This window comes from Geothrix sp. (assembly GCF_030219325.1).
In the GTDB taxonomy this organism is placed as follows: domain Bacteria; phylum Acidobacteriota; class Holophagae; order Holophagales; family Holophagaceae; genus Geothrix.
This window is the reverse complement of sequence record NZ_CP126625.1, coordinates 1,921,457-1,940,085: the sequence shown is the minus strand read 5'-3', so window position 1 is coordinate 1,940,085 and position 18,629 is coordinate 1,921,457. Positions and strand designations below refer to the sequence as shown.

At 66.8% G+C, this 18,629-nt stretch carries 20 protein-coding genes and 1 tRNA gene; 9 read left to right on the top strand and 12 right to left on the bottom strand.

Annotated elements, in window-relative coordinates; all coding sequences use genetic code 11:
* The 3 genes from QOZ81_RS08780 (at window position 1) to QOZ81_RS08770 (ending at window position 2,640) form a co-directional block, all read left to right on the top strand.
* Window positions 1-1,068, top strand: coding sequence for a hypothetical protein (locus QOZ81_RS08780; protein ID WP_291198827.1), 1,068 nt, complete (start codon window positions 1-3; stop codon window positions 1,066-1,068).
* A 74-nt stretch (window positions 1,069-1,142) separates the two neighbouring features.
* A complete protein-coding gene (locus tag QOZ81_RS08775; RefSeq protein ID WP_291198829.1) occupies window positions 1,143-1,640 on the top strand; it encodes a YajQ family cyclic di-GMP-binding protein in 498 nt (165 codons plus the stop codon).
* Between the two features lie 4 nt (window positions 1,641-1,644).
* Window positions 1,645-2,640, top strand: coding sequence for a polyprenyl synthetase family protein (locus QOZ81_RS08770; RefSeq protein ID WP_291198831.1), 996 nt, complete (start codon window positions 1,645-1,647; stop codon window positions 2,638-2,640).
* 4 nt (window positions 2,641-2,644) lie between these two features.
* Here the strand turns inward: QOZ81_RS08770 and QOZ81_RS08765 are convergent, their stop codons facing one another.
* Window positions 2,645-4,207 carry a type IV pilus twitching motility protein PilT gene (locus QOZ81_RS08765; protein WP_291198833.1) on the bottom strand — a complete coding sequence of 521 codons (1,563 nt, stop codon included), beginning with the start codon at window positions 4,205-4,207 and terminating at the stop codon, window positions 2,645-2,647.
* A 105-nt stretch (window positions 4,208-4,312) separates the two neighbouring features.
* On the opposite strand from QOZ81_RS08765, the gene sucC reads away from it, so the two are divergent.
* From sucC to QOZ81_RS08740, 5 genes are all read left to right on the top strand, one after another.
* Window positions 4,313-5,470 (top strand): ADP-forming succinate--CoA ligase subunit beta, encoded by a 1,158-nt coding sequence (gene sucC, locus QOZ81_RS08760; protein WP_291198835.1) that lies wholly within the window; start codon window positions 4,313-4,315, stop codon window positions 5,468-5,470.
* 41 nt (window positions 5,471-5,511) lie between these two features.
* The gene (gene sucD / locus QOZ81_RS08755) at window positions 5,512-6,384 is read left to right on the top strand and encodes a succinate--CoA ligase subunit alpha (protein WP_291198836.1); all 873 of its coding nucleotides are present in this window, start codon (window positions 5,512-5,514) and stop codon (window positions 6,382-6,384) included.
* A gap of 88 nt (window positions 6,385-6,472) precedes the next feature.
* Window positions 6,473-6,901 (top strand): acyl-CoA thioesterase, encoded by a 429-nt coding sequence (locus QOZ81_RS08750; RefSeq protein WP_291198838.1) that lies wholly within the window; start codon window positions 6,473-6,475, stop codon window positions 6,899-6,901.
* 18 nt (window positions 6,902-6,919) lie between these two features.
* A complete protein-coding gene (locus QOZ81_RS08745; protein ID WP_291198840.1) occupies window positions 6,920-7,798 on the top strand; it encodes a radical SAM protein in 879 nt (292 codons plus the stop codon).
* Window positions 7,789-9,021 carry a CapA family protein gene (locus QOZ81_RS08740; RefSeq protein WP_291198842.1) on the top strand — a complete coding sequence of 411 codons (1,233 nt, stop codon included), beginning with the start codon at window positions 7,789-7,791 and terminating at the stop codon, window positions 9,019-9,021. The genes QOZ81_RS08745 and QOZ81_RS08740 overlap by 10 nt, the downstream gene beginning before the upstream one ends.
* Here QOZ81_RS08740 and QOZ81_RS08735 read toward each other — a convergent pair.
* The 6 genes from QOZ81_RS08735 to QOZ81_RS08710 are packed head-to-tail and all read right to left on the bottom strand — an operon-like array spanning window position 9,018 to window position 13,544.
* On the bottom strand, window positions 9,018-9,575 hold the full coding sequence (locus QOZ81_RS08735) for an HD domain-containing protein (protein WP_291198844.1): 558 nt from the start codon (window positions 9,573-9,575) through the stop codon (window positions 9,018-9,020). The genes QOZ81_RS08740 and QOZ81_RS08735 overlap by 4 nt on opposite strands.
* A gap of 10 nt (window positions 9,576-9,585) precedes the next feature.
* Window positions 9,586-10,416 carry a tRNA pseudouridine synthase A gene (locus QOZ81_RS08730; RefSeq protein ID WP_291198845.1) on the bottom strand — a complete coding sequence of 277 codons (831 nt, stop codon included), beginning with the start codon at window positions 10,414-10,416 and terminating at the stop codon, window positions 9,586-9,588.
* 1 nt (window position 10,417) lies between these two features.
* The gene (locus QOZ81_RS08725) at window positions 10,418-10,816 is read right to left on the bottom strand and encodes a response regulator (RefSeq protein ID WP_291198847.1); all 399 of its coding nucleotides are present in this window, start codon (window positions 10,814-10,816) and stop codon (window positions 10,418-10,420) included.
* A 31-nt stretch (window positions 10,817-10,847) separates the two neighbouring features.
* Window positions 10,848-11,699 carry a PHP domain-containing protein gene (locus tag QOZ81_RS08720; protein WP_291198849.1) on the bottom strand — a complete coding sequence of 284 codons (852 nt, stop codon included), beginning with the start codon at window positions 11,697-11,699 and terminating at the stop codon, window positions 10,848-10,850.
* Complete coding sequence (locus QOZ81_RS08715; RefSeq protein WP_291198851.1) at window positions 11,696-11,998, bottom strand: EscU/YscU/HrcU family type III secretion system export apparatus switch protein; 303 nt, start codon at window positions 11,996-11,998, stop codon at window positions 11,696-11,698. The genes QOZ81_RS08720 and QOZ81_RS08715 overlap by 4 nt, the downstream gene beginning before the upstream one ends.
* A gap of 22 nt (window positions 11,999-12,020) precedes the next feature.
* On the bottom strand, window positions 12,021-13,544 hold the full coding sequence (locus QOZ81_RS08710; protein ID WP_291198852.1) for a cellulose synthase family protein: 1,524 nt from the start codon (window positions 13,542-13,544) through the stop codon (window positions 12,021-12,023).
* Between the two features lie 126 nt (window positions 13,545-13,670).
* Here QOZ81_RS08710 and QOZ81_RS08705 point away from each other — a divergent pair, with 126 nt between their 5' ends.
* A complete protein-coding gene (locus QOZ81_RS08705) occupies window positions 13,671-15,575 on the top strand; it encodes a serine/threonine-protein kinase (RefSeq protein ID WP_291198853.1) in 1,905 nt (634 codons plus the stop codon).
* 98 nt (window positions 15,576-15,673) lie between these two features.
* Here QOZ81_RS08705 and QOZ81_RS08700 read toward each other — a convergent pair.
* The 5 genes from QOZ81_RS08700 to QOZ81_RS08680 form a co-directional block, all read right to left on the bottom strand.
* Window positions 15,674-15,745 (bottom strand) — tRNA-Gln (locus QOZ81_RS08700).
* 57 nt (window positions 15,746-15,802) lie between these two features.
* On the bottom strand, window positions 15,803-16,162 hold the full coding sequence (locus QOZ81_RS08695) for a SpoVG family protein (protein WP_291198854.1): 360 nt from the start codon (window positions 16,160-16,162) through the stop codon (window positions 15,803-15,805).
* A 56-nt stretch (window positions 16,163-16,218) separates the two neighbouring features.
* Window positions 16,219-16,884 carry a polyphenol oxidase family protein gene (locus QOZ81_RS08690; RefSeq protein WP_291198855.1) on the bottom strand — a complete coding sequence of 222 codons (666 nt, stop codon included), beginning with the start codon at window positions 16,882-16,884 and terminating at the stop codon, window positions 16,219-16,221.
* Between the two features lie 7 nt (window positions 16,885-16,891).
* Window positions 16,892-17,731 carry a serine hydrolase gene (locus tag QOZ81_RS08685; RefSeq protein WP_291198857.1) on the bottom strand — a complete coding sequence of 280 codons (840 nt, stop codon included), beginning with the start codon at window positions 17,729-17,731 and terminating at the stop codon, window positions 16,892-16,894.
* 74 nt (window positions 17,732-17,805) lie between these two features.
* Window positions 17,806-18,600, bottom strand: a complete 795-nt coding sequence (locus QOZ81_RS08680) for a UbiA family prenyltransferase (protein WP_291198859.1) — start codon at window positions 18,598-18,600, stop codon at window positions 17,806-17,808.
* Window positions 18,601-18,629 lie beyond the last annotated feature (29 nt).

Sequence of the window (18,629 nt, the reverse complement as noted above, 5' to 3'; positions counted from 1 at the left end):
GTGATCCGGCGCGCCCTCTTTGGCCTCGGGGCCACGCTGCTGATGGCGCAGGCACCCATGCCCGCCATTCCCCCATGCCAGATCGCGGGGGCTCCCAACACCCGGTTCGAAGCCGAGCTGGATGCCGCGGTCCGGGCGCTGGCCGGACCGGATCGCAAGGCCTTCTTCAAGTCCCTGCGCGCCAAGCAGCGGGAGCTGCAGCAGCGCATCTTCGAGGTGGAGCGGGGTCTCCAGCAGGCCCAGTCCCTGCGGAACACGCTGGAACGGGAAGGCTCCGCGAACCTGCTCCAGGCCCAGTCCCTGGTGGACGGCCAGGCCCGGATGCTGGCCGACTTCCGCGAGATGGACAAGGTCATCGCCCGGAGGCGCTGGGAGGATGACCCCCTGAAGCTCGACGCCGACGAGCTCAAGGTGGATCTGTACGGCGGCTTCCAGTTCTCCAGCCTCTTCAGCGAGCAGGACCAGAAGGGTTCCTTCTTCTCCAAGTCCCGCCCCTTCGTGGCCCTGGACATCCGCCAGACCTTCCGCCGGCCGGCCCAGGACACCTGGTGGGAGGTGTTCAGCACCCTGGCCTTCCAGTCCTCCAGCTTCGAGACGTCGGAAACCCTCAACGTCATCACGTCGAGCGGGCATTTCCATGGGGAGGTCGGGCTCTGGTGGATGAAGACCCTGACGGAGCGGGTGAGCTGGGGCGTGGTGGGCTCCGCCGGCGTGGTGGGCTTCAGCCAGCCCGTGAACCAGTCGGATCTCAATGCCACCTCGCGGGACGAGTTCCGGAACCGCTTCAAGGTGGGCGTCACCACGCGCCAGGAGGAGGGGGCCTTCAAGGGCTCCTTCGCGGAGTGGTCCTACCTCCGCGATCCCCTGTTCCGTTACCAGGACCGGATCTACATGAGGGGCCGGGTGGTGCTCACGCAGTTCGGCTCCCAGGGGGCCAGCGGCGACTTCTACATGGAGGGATCCGTCAACAAGGGCGCCCACGGCAAGGACGAGGCCGTGATGCTGGTGGGCTTCCGCCTCAGCACCGTGGCCTTCTTCCGGAGCCTCGGCGGTGGGGCGAAGCCGTGAGTTCCCGTCCCCGCCTTTTCCTAAACACAGCCGAGGCGCTAGTCTGAGTGCTGGATCCAGTTGAGGAGCGCCCCATGGCCAGTGAATGTTCCTTCGATGTCGTGTGCAAGGTGGACCTGGACGAGGTGAAGAACGCCGTCTCCCAGGCCATGAAGGAGATTGGCCAGCGCTACGACTTCAAGGGGTCGGTCTCGAAGATCGAGCTGAAGGACGACAAGGTGCTCGTCCTCAACAGCGACGACGAGGTGAAGCTGAAGGCCGTGATCGACGTGCTGCAGACCAAGCTGCACAAGCGTGGCGTCAGCATCCGGAGCATGACCTACGGCAAGCTCGAGCCCGCGGCCAAGGGCAGCGTCCGCCAGGAGGTCACCATCCAGCAGGGCATCCCGGTGGAGAAGGCCAAGGGGCTCATCAAGGCCATCAAGGATTCGAAGATCAAGGTGCAGGCCAGCATCCAGGGCGACCAGCTGCGGGTGAGCGGCAAGAGCCGCGACGACCTGCAGGAGGTCATCGCCCTGTTCAAGAAGGACGACCAGGGCCTGGACCTGCAGTTCACCAACTACCGCGGCTGACCTGATGTCACGGCTCGACCTCTCCCGCTACTTCCTGCCCATCGCCCCCAAGCTGGCGGGCGTGGAGGCGGAGCTGCAGCGCATCCTGCAGAGCGACGTGGAGGTGGTCCAGAAGCTGGCGGACCACGTGCGGGGCGGGCAGGGCAAGCGCCTGCGGCCGGCCCTGGTGATGCTCTCCTCGCGGTTCTGCGGCGCGCAGGGCGACGATGACGTCCGCTTCGGAGCCGTCTTCGAGCTGATCCACACGGCCACCCTGGTGCACGACGACGTCATCGACCACGCGCAGCTCCGCCGCGGCATGCCCACCCTCAACCGCCTCTGGGGCAACACGCTGACCGTGCTCTTCGGCGACCTGCTCTACCTGGTGGCCATGGACGAGGCCATCGCCTGCCGCAGCTGGCGGATGATGGAGATCCTGGCCCAGGTCACCACGCGCATGACCGAGGGCGAGCTCATCCAGAACGACGTGCTCTTCAAGCTCGATACCAGCCGCAAGGACTACTTCGACATCCAGGAGCGGAAGACCGCGCTGCTCTTCAGCGGCTGCACCGAAACCGGAGCGGTCCTCACGGGCCGCAGCGAGGCCGACTGCCTGGCCATGCGTGGCTACGGATTGGAGGTGGGGCGAGCCTTCCAGCTCATCGACGACCTGCTGGACTACACGGCCACCAGCGCCCAGCTGGGCAAGCCGGCCTTCAGCGACCTGCGCGAAGGCAAGCTCACCCTGCCCATGCTCACCCTGCTGGAGAAGGCGCCGGACGAGGTGCGCCCCCTGATCCGCACCATCTGGGACCGTGGCGAGGAGGTGCCCATCCCCGAGGTGGAGGAGATCAAGCTCCGCGCCCTCATCGAGAAGCACGACGCCCTGGCCGAGACCCGGGAGCTGGCCACGCGCGCCTCGGGCAATGCGGTGGCCCACGTGACGGGGGTCCAGGGCGAACCTGCCACCGGTGAATTGTTGAGGGAGATCCCCGAGGCCCTGCTCTCGCGCAGCATGTAGCGATTCAGCTCTCGACCTCTCCGAGCCTCAAATCGAAGGGGATGCCGGCCCGCTTGCAGGCAGCGATGAAGGTCTCCTTGTCGGGGCACTTGAGGTAGGCCTCCATGGGCTCCACCTTCCGCCCCTGGATCAGGTCGACCAGGGCGTCGTTCATGAGGCGTTGGCCATAGCTGCGGCCCGTCTGCATCGCACTGGGGATCTGGAAATTCTTCCCCTCGCGCATGAGGTTCGCGATGGCGGGGGTGACGAAGAGGGTCTCCAGGGCCGCCACCCGCCCGCCCCCGATCTTCTTCAGCAGGACCTGGCTGACCACGCACTTCAGCGCGTCGGCAAGCATCACGCGGATCTGCTGCTGCCGGTCGGAGGGGAACTGGTCCACGATGCGGTCGATGGTGCCGATGGCGCTGCTCGTGTGCAGGGTGCCGAAGACCAGATGTCCGGTGGCGGCCGTCTCCAGGGCGATGGCGATGGTCTCGAGGTCGCGCATCTCGCCCACCAGCACCACGTCGGGATCTTCGCGGAGGGCCGCGCGCAGCCCGCTCTTGAAGCTGTCCGTGTGGGTGCCCACTTCCCGCTGGTTCACCAGGCAGCCCTTGCGGGGATGGACGAACTCGATGGGATCCTCGATGGTGAGGATGTGGTCCTTCCGCTTCTGGTTGGCCAGATCCACGATGGCCGCCAGGGTGGTCGACTTGCCGCTGCCCGTGGGGCCGGTGACCAGCACGAGTCCCTTGGACAGGGTGGCCAGGCGCCGCACCGGGTCTGACAGGCCCAGCTTGTCGGGGTCCGGCAGCTGGTTGGGGATGACCCGGCAGACCAGGCCGGGGCCAACCCGGTCGTGGAAGTAGTTGACCCGGAGCCGGCAGCCGCCTGCCTCGTAGCCATACGCGAAGTCGGCATCGTGGTGTTCCTCGAAACGCTGCCAGACGGCCGGCGTGGCCAGGGCCTCCATCATCTCCAAGAGCGTGGCGGAATCCAGCCTGCCGAAGCCCTCCAGCTCCTTCATGTCGCCATGGATGCGGGCCAGGGGAGGCTCATGGGTGGTGCAGTGCAGATCGGAGCCCTGCTTCTCCAGGAGGGTCGCGAAGAGCTTCTCGGCCAGGGGGTGAATCTGCGCTTTCCGGGACATGGGCTCAACTCTCGGGGCCTGGGGCCGGGGCGCTGCGGTGGGGGCCGGAGCAACCGCGGGAGGCGCCTTCGGGGCAGGCGCCACCTCCATGGCTGCGGCGGGCTTGGGGGCCGGGGCGGCCGGAGTGCGCGAGGGACCCTGGTACTCCGCCTGGATCTGAGGCGTGTCCATGTACCGGCTGAGGCGGATCCGGAAGGACTGCCCGGACAGGTCATGGTCGAACTCAGCCTGCCCGTCCTTCTGCCAGGCGGCCTTGAGTTCGGAAGGGACCACGTCTCCAGCCAGCACGTCGACCATCACGGCGGGCAAGGGGTTGGGCAGCAGATCGATGGCCTCGCCGGATTTCAGTTCCAGGCGGGGCTTCTTGTCGGCTTTCAGTTCCAGGCGACTGCCGGCTTTCGTGATGACCTGGGTGAGCAGACGATCCAATTGGGCCATGGCGGTATTTCCCCAGCTTCAAAGGATGCCACGGGTCACAGCCTTCGGGGTTCGGGCTAGGGCATCCAGCCTGTAAACTGTTGATCGACCCTTCCTGGAGAGAGCATGAACATCCACGAATACCAAGCCAAGGAACTGCTTCGGCTCTACAGAGTGGCCACGCCGGACGGCAAGGTCGCCCAGGACGCGGAAGAGGCCCGCATGATCACCAAGGAATACGGTGGTGCCAGCGTGGTGAAGGCCCAGATCCATGCCGGGGGCCGTGGCAAGGGTGGGGGTGTGAAGTTCGCGAACGATCCCGACAAGGCCGCCGAGCTGTTCAAGGCCATCTTCGGCATGCAGCTCATCACCAAGCAGACCGGCGCCGAGGGGCGCAAGGTCCACACGGTGTTCATCTCCAAACCCGTGGACATCGCCCGGGAGCTCTACCTGAGCTTCCTGGTGGACCGCGGCTCCAGTCGCGTAACCATCCTGGCCTCCACCGAGGGTGGCGTGGAGATCGAGGAGGTCGCCGAGAAGACCCCCGAGAAGATCGTCAAGGTGGCCGTGGACCCGGCCCTGGGCCTCAGTGGCTTCCAGGCCCGCCAGGTGGCCTTCGCCCTGGGCCTCGAAGGCGACACGTTCAAGCAGGGCGTGGTGTTCCTGCAGAACCTCTACAAGCTCTTCATGGAGAAGGACTGCTCCATGGTGGAGATCAACCCCCTGGTGATCACCAAGACCGGCGAGGTCACCGCGCTGGATGCCAAGATCGGCTTCGACGACAACGCGCTGTTCCGCCACCCCGACGTGCTCGCCTTCCGGGACCTCAACGAAGAGGCCGAGGAGGAGATCGCGGCCAGCAAGTTCAACCTGAACTTCATCAAGCTGGACGGGCAGATCGGCTGCATGGTGAACGGCGCCGGCCTGGCCATGGGCACCATGGACATCATCAAGTACCACGGTGGCTCGCCTGCGAACTTCCTGGACGTGGGCGGTGGAGCCACCGAGGATGCCGTGAAGAACGCCTTCCGGATCATCCTGCAGGATCCTGCCGTGAAGGCCGTGCTGGTGAACATCTTCGGCGGCATCATGCGCTGTGACGTGGTCGCCGCGGGCATCGTCAACGCCGCCAAGGAGATCGGCATCCAGGTGCCGGTGGTGGTGCGCCTCGAGGGCACCAACGTCGAGGAGGGCAAGAAGATCCTGGCCGAGAGCGGCCTGAACCTCATCGTCGCCGCCGACCTGAAGGATGCCGCCGAAAAAGTCGTGGCGTCGATCAAGTAGCCCATCCACGGAACCGGAATTCGAATCTAGAGAGGTATGACATGGCTGTTCTCGTGGGCAACCACACCAAGCTCATCGTCCAGGGCATCACGGGCCGCGAAGGCCTCTTCCACGCCAAGGGATCCCGCGACTACGGCACCAACGTGGTCGGCGGCGTGACTCCCGGCAAGGGCGGCACCGAGATCGAGGGCTTCCCCGTCTTCAACACCGTGAAGGACGCCGTGGCCAAGACCGGCGCCAACGCCACCATGATCTTCGTGCCCCCCGTGGGCGCGGCGGACGCCATTCTGGAGGCCCTGGAAGCGGGCATCGAGCTCATCGTCTGCATCACCGAGGGCATTCCCGTCCTCGACATGGTGAAGGTGAAGCGCGTCCTGCCCGACTACCCCAAGAGCCGCCTCATCGGCCCCAACTGCCCGGGCATCATCAGCCCCGGCCTGGCCAAGATCGGCATCATGCCCGGCCGCATCCACAAGCAGGGCCACGTGGGCGTGGTCAGCCGCTCCGGCACCCTGACCTATGAAGCCGTGGGCCAGCTCACGGCGCTGGGCATCGGCCAGAGCACCTGCATCGGCATCGGCGGCGACCCCGTCAACGGCACCAGCCACATCGATGCCCTGCGCCTGTTCCAGGACGATCCGGACACCCACGCCATCATCATGATCGGCGAGATCGGCGGCAGCGCCGAGGAGGAGGCCGCGGAGTTCGTGAAGCAGTACGTCACCAAGCCCGTGGTGGCCTTCATCGCCGGCCAGACGGCCCCTCCGGGCCGCCGCATGGGCCACGCCGGCGCCATCATCTCCGGGGGCAAGGGCACCGCCGCCGAGAAGATGAAGGCCCTCACCGCCGCCGGCATCACCGTCGTGCAGAGCCCCGCCGACATGGGCAAGGCCCTGGCCGAGCGGCTGAAGTAGCGAAGTCCTTTCCGATCAAAAAGGGCACCGGTGCATTTCCGGTGCCCTTTTTGCTGTCCTGATGCGGTGTTCGTGTTGTACTCGCCCCATGCTGATCTCCCGCGAAATGGTCCTGAACATGGACATCGCCCTGAACGAGGCGATGTTCGGCGGGGACATGATGGCCCGCATGGACAAGGTGGCCGGCATCACGGCGTCGCTGATGTCCCGCAACCGGCGCTTCCTCACGCTGAAGGTATCCGAGCTCTGCTTCCACAGCCCCGTGCGGGCCGGGGAGATCATCGAGTTCTTCGCGACCATCGCCCGACAGGGGAACACGAGCATGACGCTGCAGATCAACGTGCAGGTCTATGAGCCCGTGTCTGACTTGCGTCGCGACGTGACCAGTGGCGAATTCGTCATGGTGGCGGTGGATGAGGCCCTTCGACCGGAACCCATTCTCTGGAAACCGGACATGGTCCAGGCGGCGGCTGGGACTCACGATGGGCCCCCCGGGTTGCGGGCGGACAGGTCCTGATTCGCGTATGCTGGTGGCATGACGGATCTCATCAAGGCCCACCTGGATCATCGGCGCGTGTGGCGGGATTTCGACTACTGCTACCCCGTGATCTCGCGCCGGAGCCGAGGGGTCAGCCTGGGCGTGAACCTCAACCCGGACAAGGTCTGCAATTTCGATTGCGTCTACTGCGAGGTGGATCGCCTTACGCCCCCCAAGCGGAAGGATCTGGACCTGGACCTGCTGGTGGAGGAACTGGGCCTGCTGCTCGACCTGGCCACCAGCGGTGAGATCTACCAGATCCCACCCTTCGACTCTGCGCGGCCGGAGCAGCGCCGCCTCAACGACATCGCCTTCAGCGGGGATGGCGAACCCACGACGGCGCGGGAATTCGCCGCGGTGGTGGACCGGGTGGCCCGTCTCAAGGTCCAGCGGGGTCTGGATCTGGTGAAGCTGGTGCTCATCACGGACTCCAGCCGGCTCCAGGCTCCCGAGGTGGTGACGGGCCTGGAGACCCTCATGGCCCACGAGGGCGAAGTCTGGGCCAAGCTGGATGCGGGGACCGAGGCCTATTATCGGGAGATCTGCCGGAGCCAGATCCCCTTCCAGCGCATCCTCGACAACCTGCTGGCCACGGCCCGCCGCTGGCCGATCCTGATCCAGACCCTGTTCCTCGACTGGAAGGGACAGGGCCCCAGCGAGGCCGAGCTCGAGGCCTACTGCGGAAGGCTGGAGCACATCCTCGACCACGGGGGACAGCTGCAGGCCGTCCAGCTCTATACGGTGGCCCGCCCCACCCCGGAGCCGGATGCGAGGCCCCTCTGGCACCTCGAGATGGATGCCATCGCGGCCAGCCTGCGCGGTCGCCTCCCGGGTCTGCCGGTCGAGGTGTACTACGGCCCGGAGGAATGGGCCTGATGCGCCTGCGCCACTTCCGGGCCCTGCTCGCGCTCGGGCTCGGCCTGGTGGGTTGCCGCTCGCGTAAGGTGGACGCACCACCGGCGCCCCCGGCGAGCCTCACGGTGGTGGCCGTGGGCGACATCCTCATGCACCAGGATGTAAAACGGGCCGCCGAAGTGGATCCCAACGGCTTCCCCTCCCTCTGGGGCGACCTGATCCCGCTGTTCAAGGGGGCCGACCTTTCCTTCGGCAACCTGGAATCGCCCATCGCCCCGCGGACCGGAAGGCCGGGCGTGCCCTTCCAGTTCAACGCTCCGGAGTCTCTGCCCGCCGCGCTCCGGGCCAGTGGTTTCACCGTGCTCGCCACGGCGAACAACCACGCTTTCGATCAGGGCCCCAAAGGCGTCCGGGAGACCCTGGAGCGCCTGCGGGCCGAGCGGCTGGTGGCCCTCGGCAGCGGTGAGGACCGGGTCCAGGCGGAGATCGTGCCGATCCTCGAATGCCGGGGACTCCGGGTGGCCTGCCTCGGATTCACCGACCTCTTCAACCTCGACCTCAACCGCAAGGCCACCGAGCCCTGGGTGCGCCCCCTGGACCTCGAACCGGCCCTCCAGGCGGTCCGCGAGGCCCGGAGCCGGGCCGACCTCGTGCTGGTCAGCCTGCACTGGGGCAACGAGTACCAGCACACCCCCACGAAGCGGCAGAGGGACATCGCCCGGGCCCTCGTCGATGCTGGTTGCGACCTGATCCTGGGGCATCATCCGCACGTGCTCCAGCCCGTGGAGCTGCTGGAATCCAGCGGCCGGAAGGCCCTGGTGGTCTACTCGCTGGGCAACTTCATCAGCAACCAGGACCGCATGTACCGGGCGGATCTCTTCCCCGTGGCCGGGGGGGACAGCCGTGACGGGGCCGCGCTGAGGGTCCGCTTCGAACGCAGGCCCGGCCCCGATGGCAGGGAGCGGGTGCTGCTCGCCGAGGCTGCGGTCGAGCCCCTCTGGACCGAGAACAACTGGGGTGCATCCTCCGGCCGCAGAGAGATCCGCGTCATCCGGGTGGCCGCTGCCGAGGCCAGGGTCCGGGCCGAGCTGGGCCAGCTCTCCGCTGTGGGGGAGGCTCCGAAGTCGGCGCAGGAGGAGGCCCAGCGCCGAAAGGCCATCCTCGAAAAGCAGGAGTACCTCCGCACGCTCATCCTGCGCCGGAGGCGGGTGGCCGAGGTCGTGGGCGAGGCCTTCGTGCCCTAGGCCAGGCCCAGCTCCACCCGGTGCCCGTGCAGCACGGCGATGATCCGGGCCAAGTGCTCATCCTCGGTGCCGCCTACGGCCTCGATCAGCATGCGCAGCCCTTCGGCCACTTCATGGCGGTCCACGCCTGCGGCGAAGGCCTTGTCCTTGAGCTTCTTCTTCACGCTCTTCGGCTCCAGCCCCTCGGTGCGGGTGGGGCGCACCAGGGCGCAGGCCATGACGAAGCCGGTGATCTCATCCGAGGCCAGCAGGGCCTGGTCCAGCAGGCTGTCGTAGGGGACGTTCCAGCGGGTGTAGTGGGCGCTGATGGCGTGGGCCAGGTCCTCGTCGCCCCTTTCCTGCAGCCAGGCGACGATGCGCTTCGGATGCTCGCTCGGCCACGAGTCGTAGTCCGCATCATGCAGAAGACCCGCCAGGCCGAAACGCTCCACGTCCTGGCCCAGGCCCGCCGCAAGATCGCGCATCACCAGCTCCACGGCCCGGGCATGCGTGCGCAGTTTCTCGGAAGGCGTCCAGTCGCAGAGCAGCTGCCAGGCTTCGTCGCGGGTGAGCATTGGAGGGACCTCAGGGGATGAACAGGGTGGGCCTCGGCGGTCCGGGCTCGGGGTCCCCGGAATAGCGGACAGCCTCCAGGAACAGGCCCGAGGACGGCGCGGCCTTGGCGCCCCAGTAGAGGTTGGCGGCTTCAGTGGGATTCCGCAGATCCTCCAGCACCCGGCGTGGTTCCTCCTCGCCCAGGGCGCAGGCGACGGAGGCACCGACCATGCGGCGCACCTGCCGGCGGAAGAAGTGCGTGGCCCGGACCCGGAGCAGGACCAGAGAACCCGCTTCGACCACCTCGCAGCGGAGGATGCGGGCCCGGCCGTCCTCTTCCGTGTCCAGGTCGGCGAAGGCGGACACGTCCTGGTCCCCTTCGAAGGCAGCCCAGGCCCGGCTGAGACGATCGAGATCCAGGTTGCGTTTCACCCACCAGATCCAGGGTTTGCCGAAGGCGCTGCGCCGGCGGCTGATCTGGTACAGATAGGTGCGGTCGACGGCATCGTGGCGGGCGTGGAACCGGGGTGGACAGGTGCGCACGTCGCGGAGGGCGATGTCCTGGGGTAGCGCGGCGTCCAGGGCGCGCCGCAGCTCACCGGGGCGGGGCGCCCCTTTGGCCTCCAGGTGGAGGTGCGCGACCTGGCCGAGGGCATGGACGCCGGCGTCCGTGCGGCCGGCACCGCCCAGATGCACCAGGCGCAGGCCCACCTCGTGGATGGCGTGTTCGAGGCTTCCCGCCACGGTGCGGACGCCCTCCCGCGATTGTTTGGCGCCCTGCTTCTGCCAGCCCTGGAAGCGGCTTCCGTCGTATTCGAGCAGCAGCCGGAAGGCGGCGATGGGCGGGACTTTCAGGGCCATGTCAGGGCTCGATGACGGCTTTGACGGCCGTGATCAGGGTGGCAGGGTCATGGATGGGCTTGGCGATGTAGCCTTCGGCTCCGGTCAGCTCGAGGTACTTCTCCCGGTCGCCGAACATGGCGTGGGCCGTGGCCAGCAGGACCGGAATGTGGCGCGTGATCTCGTCCTTCTTCAGCAGCTGCGTGATGAAGATCCCGTCCACCTTGCGGCCTTCGTAGCTGGAGCGGGAGAGGCTCACGTCCATGATGATGGCCGCGAGATCGGCTTCGCGGGCCAGGCGGAGGATCTCGTCCACTTCCTCCGATACCAGGACTTCGTACCCACCCTTCTTGGTGAGCACCGTCTGGATGAACTTCACATTGATGGGGTCGTCCTCCACCAGGAGGATCCGTTTGGACATGAACGCCTCGGCCTTCCCAGCCTATCGGCAGTCAGTGGTAACTGCCAATTCTTTGCTGGGTTTCCAATCGATCGAGAAGGTCATCGGGGACCTGGAGGCCGCCGCGGCCGCGGCCTAGGCGCAGCCCCGGCTTGTTGGCTCCGTGGTAGTCGCTGCCACCGGTGACGACCATGCCCAGCCGGGCGGCCAGGGTCACGAAATACTTCTGCTCGGAGCCGCGGTACTCGCCGTAATACCCTTCCAGGCCTTCGAGCCCCTGCCGTTGCAGGTCCGCCATGGCGTCGTCCCAACGAAAACCGCCTCCGATGAAGCGGCCGGGGTGGGCCACCACGGGCACGCCGCCGGCCTCGCGGATCCACCGGGCCGCCTCGCTGGGGCTCAGCTCCTCCCGGGGCACGAAGCCCGGGCAGTCATCCCCGATGAGCCGCTCGAAGGCCTCCGGAGCCCGCCGGACGAAGCCCCGGGTGGCCAGGGCCTTGGCGAAATGGACTCGGGAGAGCAGGGGGGTGTCCGCTTGGGCCTGGACATCCTCGAGGGTGATGGGGCAACCCAGCTCCGCCAGGCGCAGGATCATGCGCCGGTTCCGGTCCTCGCGGCGTCCGCGGAGCTCCACCAGCCGGGATTGAAACGTTCCATCCTCCGGATCCACCAGCAGTCCCAGGACGTGCAGCGACTGCCCCAGGAAGCGGCAGCTGAGCTCGGTGCCCACCAGGAGCCGCACCTTCACCTGGGGCTGCATGGCGAGGAACCGGGGGATCCCCCCCAGGGTGTCGTGGTCGGTGAGGCAGAGGGCCGACAGGCGTGCGGCCTCGCCGAGCAGAGCCAAGCCCTCCGGGGTGTCCGTGCCATCGGAATGGAGGGTGTGGCAGTGGAGATCAATCACTTGGGGGAAAGCTCCTTATTGGCCCGGTACAGCGCAGCCAGCAGCACGGCCACGGCCTGGAAGAGGTCAGGCGGGATGAGGCGGTCCAGGTCCAGGGGCTCGAGGGCCGCCAGCAGGTCCGGATCCTTGGTGATCGACACCCCGTGCTGCTTTGCCAGCTCCAGGATGCGCTCGGCCAAGAGCCCCTGGCCCTTCGCGACGAGCCGGGGCGCGGCATCCTGGAACGGCACCTCCGGCCGGTACCGCAGGGCGGCGGCACGGGGGCGGGAGGATCCGGGGCGGGCCGCTGGACGAGCCATGGTCCCTTATCGGACGCTTCGGCTACTGGACGAAGTTCGAGGCGCTCTGCGCGTCGTCGGCGGGTTCATCCATGGCCAGGCGGCGGAACAGCTTCACGTCGGCCAGGGACAGGATGCTCATGTACGAGAAGCCGCTGAAGAACAGCCAGAGGAAGGGCACGGAGGCCCACTTGCGGATGTAGATGGCCACCAGCACCGCGCCGAAGTAGTAGATGGCGAAGCCCAGCTCCAGGAAGGTCATGAGGCTCTTGGGCACCTTGTAGGCCCGCTTGGTGACCGAGTTGCCATTGGCGTCCACGCCGTACTTGGGGGTGCGCTTGAACTCCTTGTCGTCGGTGAAGAAGCCTTCCAGCACGGCCTTGGCCTGGTTCAGGGCGAGGCCGATGCCCAGGCCCATGAGGCCGGGGATGTACTTCAGGCGGCGGGTCCAGCCGGTGTTGTCGGTGAGCTCCTTCTGGGAGAGCCCGAAGTAGAGACCCACGCTGACGGCGTTCAGGAGGAAGAAGGGGCCGTCGGTCAGCAGCAGGATGTGGATGGGGGTGCCGGCCCGGAAGATCATGGCGGGCACCATGATGATGGAGAGCACCACCATCAGCATGTAGTTGCAGTTGGCCGTCAGGTGGAACCAGCACTCCAGCTTGGTGTGCAGGCTCTCGTTGGACTTCCAGATGGTCTTCATGAGCTTGCGGATGACCTGGGCATTGCCCTTGGCCCAGCGGTGCTGCTGGCTCTTGAAGGCGTTGACCTCGACGGGCAGCTCGGCGGGGACCACCAGATCCTTGAGGTAGACGCCCTTCCAGCCCTTGAGCTGGGCGCGGTAGGACAGGTCGGCATCCTCGGTGATGGTGTCGTGCTCCCAGCCACCGGCGTCTGCGATGGCCGAGACGCGCCACATGCCGGCGGTGCCGCTGAAGTTGAAGAAGGCCTTGGAGCGGTTGCGGGCGGTGTGCTCGAACACGAAGTGGCCGTCGAGCAGGATGGCCTGCACCTGGGTCAGCAGGGAGAACTCGCGGTTGAGGTGGGCCCAGCAGCCCTGCACGAACGCCACCTTGCCATCCGCGAAGTGGGGCACGGCCTTGCGGAGGAAGTCGACCGTGGGGAGGAAGTCGGCGTCGAACATGGCCACCAGCTCGCCCTTGGCGACCTTGAGGCCTTCGGACAGGGCGCCGGCCTTGAAGCCCGTGCGGTCCGTCCGATGCAGGTAGTGGATGTCAAAGCCCAGGGCTTTGTATCGATCCACCACGGCGCTGGCCACCTTGACGGTGTCATCCGTGGAGTCGTCCAGGACCTGGATTTCGAGCTTCTCCTTGGGCCAGTCCATCTTGACGACGTAGTCCATGAGCCGCTCGATGACGTTCATCTCGTTGAACACGGCCAGCTGCACCGTGACCACGGGAAGGTAGCTCTCATCGCCCTGGGGCTGGGGCACGTCCTTCTTGTGGCGGTAGTAGAGCAGCAGCATCCAGAGGCGGTGCGCCCCGTAGATGCTCAGGATGGTGAGCAACGTGAAGTAGGTGACGAGTACGACGGATTTGACGACTTCCATCACGGAACAGACCCTCCACAGCCCAGGTCAGTGGGCCTGCTTTATTGTGTCACAGGATCTTGGAAAATCCATGAAAAACCTAACAATCTACCGCCTCATCTCCGATGGGTTCGGTAGGATGCTGACATGGGCGACCTCGACAACCTCAACTTCCCCAGAATGATCGGCCGCTACCAGGTCCTGCGCCTGCTCGGTTCGGGGGCCATGGGGAGCGTCGTCCTGGCCGAGGACCCCCGGATCAAGCGGAAGGTGGCCATCAAGCTCATGAAGCTGGACGCCGTCCGGACCGAGGCCGATCAGCATGAATACCTGGCCCGGTTCCAGCGCGAGGCGGAGGTGTCGGGCCTCCTCAACCATCCCGGCATCGTGGCCATCTACGACGTGGGCGAGGTGGAGGGCCACGGCCCCTTCCTGGCCATGGAGTACGTGGCGGGCCGCCCCCTGGACGGGATCATGAAGGCCGGGCCCGCCCTGACCATGAAGGAGAAGTTCAAGATCATCGTCGGGCTCGCCGAGGCCCTGGATCACGCTCACGCCAAGGCCATCGTCCACCGGGACGTGAAGCCCGGGAACGTGATGGTCAGTGAGGACGGGCGGCCCAAGCTCATGGATTTCGGGATCGCCAAGCGGGAGGATGCCAGCCTCACCCAGACCGGCACCTTCCTGGGCACGCCGAGCTACGCGAGCCCCGAGCAGATCAAGGAAGGCACGGTCGACAACCGATCCGACATCTTCAGCTTCGGGGTGCTGGTCTTCGAGCTGATGAGCGGACAGTCGCCGTTCCCGGGATCATCCATCAACACCATCCTCTACCGCATCGTCAATGAACCGCCCGTCGAAGTCCATCCCCCGGTGGTGGGCATGCTGCCGGACGGCTGGCGGCGGGTGTTCGAGCGGGTGCTGGCCAAGCGACCCGAGCAGCGGCACCCCACCTGCACGGCCTTCACCCGGGAACTCCTGGATGCGGTGGTGGAACTGGGCAAGGAGGATCGACGGGAGATCCTCGGCCTCATGCGGATGAGCGGCGAGGCACCGCTACCTGAGATCGTCTCCACCTCCTTCGACGAGACCATGGTCGTGGCCCGGCCCGAATCAAAGTCCCTCGGATGGCCGTGGATCGCGGCTTTGACGCTGGTGGCCGCCGTGGGGCTGAGCTGGTTCTTCTTCCGGGGGCCCAAGGGCACGCGGCTCCAGATCGACTCCCAGCCCGCGGGAGCGAAGGTCTTCGTGAACGACCTGGCCGTGGGCACCACGCCCATGAACCAGGCCCTGGTCACCGGCGACAAGCTGCGGCTCGAGCTGAAGGGGCACCGACCCGTCACCTACGAGATCAAGGCCGGGGAAGCCCCAAGGGCCTTCCCCCTCCAACCCGTCCTCACCGATGAACTGATCGACTCGACCCCCAAGGGAGCGACGGTGGTGCTGGACGAGAAGCCGCTTGAAGGCGTGACGCCGCTCACCGTCCGGTGGAACCAGGGACAGCCCCATCGCCTGACCCTCACCAAGGACAAGCTGGGCCATGCGTCGGATTTTGGGCCGGGCGAGGTGCCCGGGGGCCGGGTCTTCGAGCTCAAGGAGGCCACCACGGCCGAGACCCGGCAGGAACCCGCCCTGAATCCCCATGAACCTGGGGCCCTCAAACTGTCCGGAGGCTTCAGCGTCCGCGTGAAGGCCGCCGGCAAGGATCTGGGCGAGCTGAGCCCGGGCGCCAAGCTGCCATTGCCTCCCGGCACCCATCAGCTGGAGTTGATCAGCGCCCGTCACTTCTACAAGGACGTCCGGGCTGTCACGGTGACCGCAGGCCAGACGGTGACCCTCACCGTACCGGGACTGGCCAACCTCACCGTCAACACCTTCCCGGGATCCGGGAAGGTCTTCGTGGATGGTCAGGACACCGGCACCGAAAGCGATGGCAGCAGCCCCATCCAGGTCGCCCTGGGCCGCCACACCATCACCGTCCGAGGCCCCAAGGGCACCAAGACGGAGACCGTGGACATGACGGGTGACAAGCTGCTGAGTTTCCAGCTCTGAGGACTAGCCCTACCTGCGCACCGTGCCAGCGATTCTGTGACTTCGAATCCTTCAAGCGCTCCCCAACGCAAACGGCCGCCTGATGGCGGCCCTTTGCGTTGGGGAGGAAGGATTCGAACCCTCGGTACGCAGGATCAAAACCTGCTGCCTTACCACTTGGCTACTCCCCAGGCGGAAAGGCAAGCATAGCGCGGGTTCGCGTCCTGCCCAAGCCCCGGGATCAGGCCTCAGGCATTGGTCTTCGGTGTGAACCCGAACTCCTCGACGCCCAGCAGGTCGGGACGCACTTGGACGGCCTCACCCCGCTCGATGCGGCTCAGGGCGCGGTGGCCGGTGGCCGCCTCGTAGGCGAGCAGGACCTTCTCCTCGATCACTTCGCGCAGCGTGTTGTTCAAAGGGTACGCGATGTCCTTGAAGCTGCCGTCGCGCTTGCGGCGGCTGGGCATGGCCACGAAGTAGCCGTCCTCACCCTCCACCACGCGGAGGTCGCCCACCAGGAAGCAGTCCTCGATCACCAGGGCGGCAAAGGCCTTCAGCTTGTCGTCGCCTTCCACCTTGGTGATCCGGATGTCGGTGATGTTGAGCATGTCAATCCTCAGGCTTCAGGCCTAGGGCTTCAGGCCTCAGGGCTTCAGGCTCCAGGTTAGCCGATCTCGATCCAGCCCCACTGGCGGCCGGTGGCATCACCCCGGCGGTAGGAATGGAACAGGTCGGGCCGACAGACGGTGCAGAGCCCCATGCTGCCGTCCTTGGCTGGATTCAGGCCCAGATCCAGGGCCTGCGCTTTCAGCAAACCATGCAGGTCCAGATGGGCCTTGCCGCTGGGTCCCGCGGACTGCAGGTCGTCCCGCCAGGCCGGGTCCTGGCGGGCGGCTTCGATGACCTCGGTTCCCACCTCGAAGTGGCAGCGCTGGATGGCGGGTCCACAGGCCCAGGCCAAGTCTTGGGGATTTCCACCCAGGGCGCGATACCTGGCCACGCCCCGGCGCAGGATGCCGCCCCCGGGCTCAGGATCTCCGTGGCCGGTGGCACCACGCCAACCCGCGTGAAGGGCGGCGACCCAGGGCGTGCCACCGGCCACCGGCCCGGCCAGCAGCACCGGCACGCAATCCGCCACCCGCACGCCGATGCGAACGCCTGGCCGGGAAGTCCAGAGGCCATCCGCCTCGACCACGGCATCGGGGGCCTCCACCACGCCACAGCGATGCACCTGGTGCAGGCGCGGCTCCGGCAGAGAATCCGGCGGATCCTGGCGGGTCGAAAAACCCCAGTGGAGCGGGAAGGGGGTCGGGACACCCGGAGTCAGCACCGGTAGGTCAGCCCTTCGATCCCGAACGGGTTTCCAGCCACTGCTTGATGCGGTTGGCGTCCCCCAGGCGGGTGTACTTGCCCCAGGAATCCAGGAGGATGACCAGCACGGGCCGGTTGGCCAGCATCGCCTGCATGACGAGGCAGCGGCCGGCCTCCTCGATGTAGCCGGTCTTGGACAACCCGATGTTCCACCTGGGGTTGCGCACGAGGGCGTTGGTGTTCGGGAACTGGATGTTGCGCCGTCCCGCCTGGAGGGTCGTCTCAGGCCGGGTGCTGAAGTCCCGGATCTCCGGGTAGCGGTAGGCCGCCTGAATGATTCGCGCCAAATCCCAGGCCGTGGCCACGTTGCCGCTGGAAAGCCCGGAAGGGTCCTCGAAGTGGGCGCCGCTGAGGCCGAGCTCCCGGGCCTTGGCATTCATGGCCTGGACGAAGCTGGCCAGACCGCCGGGGTAGGTGCGCCCCAGGGCATGGGCCGCCCGGTTTTCCGAGGCCAGCAGGGCCAGCAGGAGCGCCTGCTCTCGTGGGAGGCGGGTGCCCACGGGCAGCCGTGAGCGGCTGTGGCGGAGGGAGTCCTTGTCATCGCTGGTGATGGTGAGCAGCTCGGCGGGATCCAGGTGGGCGTCGAGCAGCACCATGGCCGTCATCAGCTTGGTCAGGGAGGCGATGGGCACCACGGCTGCGGCCTGCTTCTCCACTAGGGCCTGGCCCGTGCTCTGGTCGAGAACGAGGGCCGAGGCGGATTTAAGGGAAAGACGCGTGGAGGCCTGAGGCGAGGCTGCGCCCAGCGCCACCCCGATCACGGCCAGCGTGCCTGCCATCCATCCCTTGATTCCGTCGAGCGCCATGCCGACTCCAGAAGATTTCGATTGTCATCACTTCTTCCCAGTCTATCGGATCTGGAGGTCCAATACTCAAGGGATCATGGCCACAACAGGGCCAGCAGGCTCAGATCGGTGATGGCCCAGGCGGCCAGGCCCCAGTACATGCCTGCTTCATGCTGCTGGTCGGTCCAGGTGCGCCAGCCGTGCAGCCAGGGCAGGAGGACGGCCAGCCAGGCCAACAGCGAGGGGAGGAGGAACAGCGGATGGCGGTGCCTGGCCAGGACCCCGGCCAGGAAGAACCCGTGGGCGATCAGGGCCGCGACAAGAGCCAGGCCCAGGCTGCGCCCCACTCCCACCTGGATCACCAGGGTCCGGTCGCCCCGACGGCTGTCCTCAGCGACCTGGTAGATCTGGGTCATGGGGTAAAGGGTGGCGAACAGGAAGGCGAAGCCGACGGATGCCCGCAGGATGGGGCGGCTGAAGGGTCGGCCGGTCAGGGCCCAGCCGGCCAGGGGGGTCAGCAGGCCGAATCCGACGCAGTTGATGAGGAGGTCCCAGCCGGCCCTGGCCTTCAGGCGGGGCGGGGGCACGGAGTAGAGAACGCTCATTACCACGCAGCCCAGGTTGATGAGGGCGAAGGGCAGGGGGAGGAGGAATCCCAGGAGGGCCGAGATCCCCAGCAACAGCGCAGAGAAGACGGCCAGGTGCTTAGGAGGCTTTGGAGGCGCCTTCAGGTAGCCGATGTCCCCCTCGTCCTGGTCGAAGGCGCTGTTGATGGCCAGCGTCCCGCCGTTCATGAGCGCCACGAAGATGAACCAGCCCAGGAGGGTGGGCCGAGCACTCAGAGCCCAGCCCGTGGCCAGGAGGGTGCCCAGCAGAAAGTGGGCGGACATGATCGGCCACTCCAGGGGGCGGAGGTGCA

What these genes read in the sequence shown, in the direction of transcription:
- QOZ81_RS08750 (WP_291198838.1), top strand. Translation starts at nt 6,473, where the DNA reads ATGCTGATCTCCCGCGAAATGGTCCTGAACATGGACATCGCCCTGAAC.
- QOZ81_RS08705 (WP_291198853.1), top strand. Translation starts at nt 13,671, where the DNA reads ATGGGCGACCTCGACAACCTCAACTTCCCCAGAATGATCGGCCGCTAC.
- QOZ81_RS08710 (WP_291198852.1), bottom strand. Translation starts at nt 13,544, where the DNA reads ATGGAAGTCGTCAAATCCGTCGTACTCGTCACCTACTTCACGTTGCTC.
- QOZ81_RS08730 (WP_291198845.1), bottom strand. Translation starts at nt 10,416, where the DNA reads ATGGCCCTGAAAGTCCCGCCCATCGCCGCCTTCCGGCTGCTGCTCGAA.
- QOZ81_RS08735 (WP_291198844.1), bottom strand. Translation starts at nt 9,575, where the DNA reads ATGCTCACCCGCGACGAAGCCTGGCAGCTGCTCTGCGACTGGACGCCT.
- sucC (WP_291198835.1), top strand. Translation starts at nt 4,313, where the DNA reads ATGAACATCCACGAATACCAAGCCAAGGAACTGCTTCGGCTCTACAGA.
- QOZ81_RS08765 (WP_291198833.1), bottom strand. Translation starts at nt 4,207, where the DNA reads ATGGCCCAATTGGATCGTCTGCTCACCCAGGTCATCACGAAAGCCGGC.
- QOZ81_RS08680 (WP_291198859.1), bottom strand. Translation starts at nt 18,600, where the DNA reads ATGTCCGCCCACTTTCTGCTGGGCACCCTCCTGGCCACGGGCTGGGCT.
- QOZ81_RS08715 (WP_291198851.1), bottom strand. Translation starts at nt 11,998, where the DNA reads ATGGCTCGTCCAGCGGCCCGCCCCGGATCCTCCCGCCCCCGTGCCGCC.
- QOZ81_RS08745 (WP_291198840.1), top strand. Translation starts at nt 6,920, where the DNA reads ATGACGGATCTCATCAAGGCCCACCTGGATCATCGGCGCGTGTGGCGG.
- QOZ81_RS08695 (WP_291198854.1), bottom strand. Translation starts at nt 16,162, where the DNA reads ATGCTCAACATCACCGACATCCGGATCACCAAGGTGGAAGGCGACGAC.
- QOZ81_RS08725 (WP_291198847.1), bottom strand. Translation starts at nt 10,816, where the DNA reads ATGTCCAAACGGATCCTCCTGGTGGAGGACGACCCCATCAATGTGAAG.
- sucD (WP_291198836.1), top strand. Translation starts at nt 5,512, where the DNA reads ATGGCTGTTCTCGTGGGCAACCACACCAAGCTCATCGTCCAGGGCATC.
- QOZ81_RS08775 (WP_291198829.1), top strand. Translation starts at nt 1,143, where the DNA reads ATGGCCAGTGAATGTTCCTTCGATGTCGTGTGCAAGGTGGACCTGGAC.
- QOZ81_RS08770 (WP_291198831.1), top strand. Translation starts at nt 1,645, where the DNA reads ATGTCACGGCTCGACCTCTCCCGCTACTTCCTGCCCATCGCCCCCAAG.
- QOZ81_RS08740 (WP_291198842.1), top strand. Translation starts at nt 7,789, where the DNA reads ATGGGCCTGATGCGCCTGCGCCACTTCCGGGCCCTGCTCGCGCTCGGG.
- QOZ81_RS08685 (WP_291198857.1), bottom strand. Translation starts at nt 17,731, where the DNA reads ATGGCGCTCGACGGAATCAAGGGATGGATGGCAGGCACGCTGGCCGTG.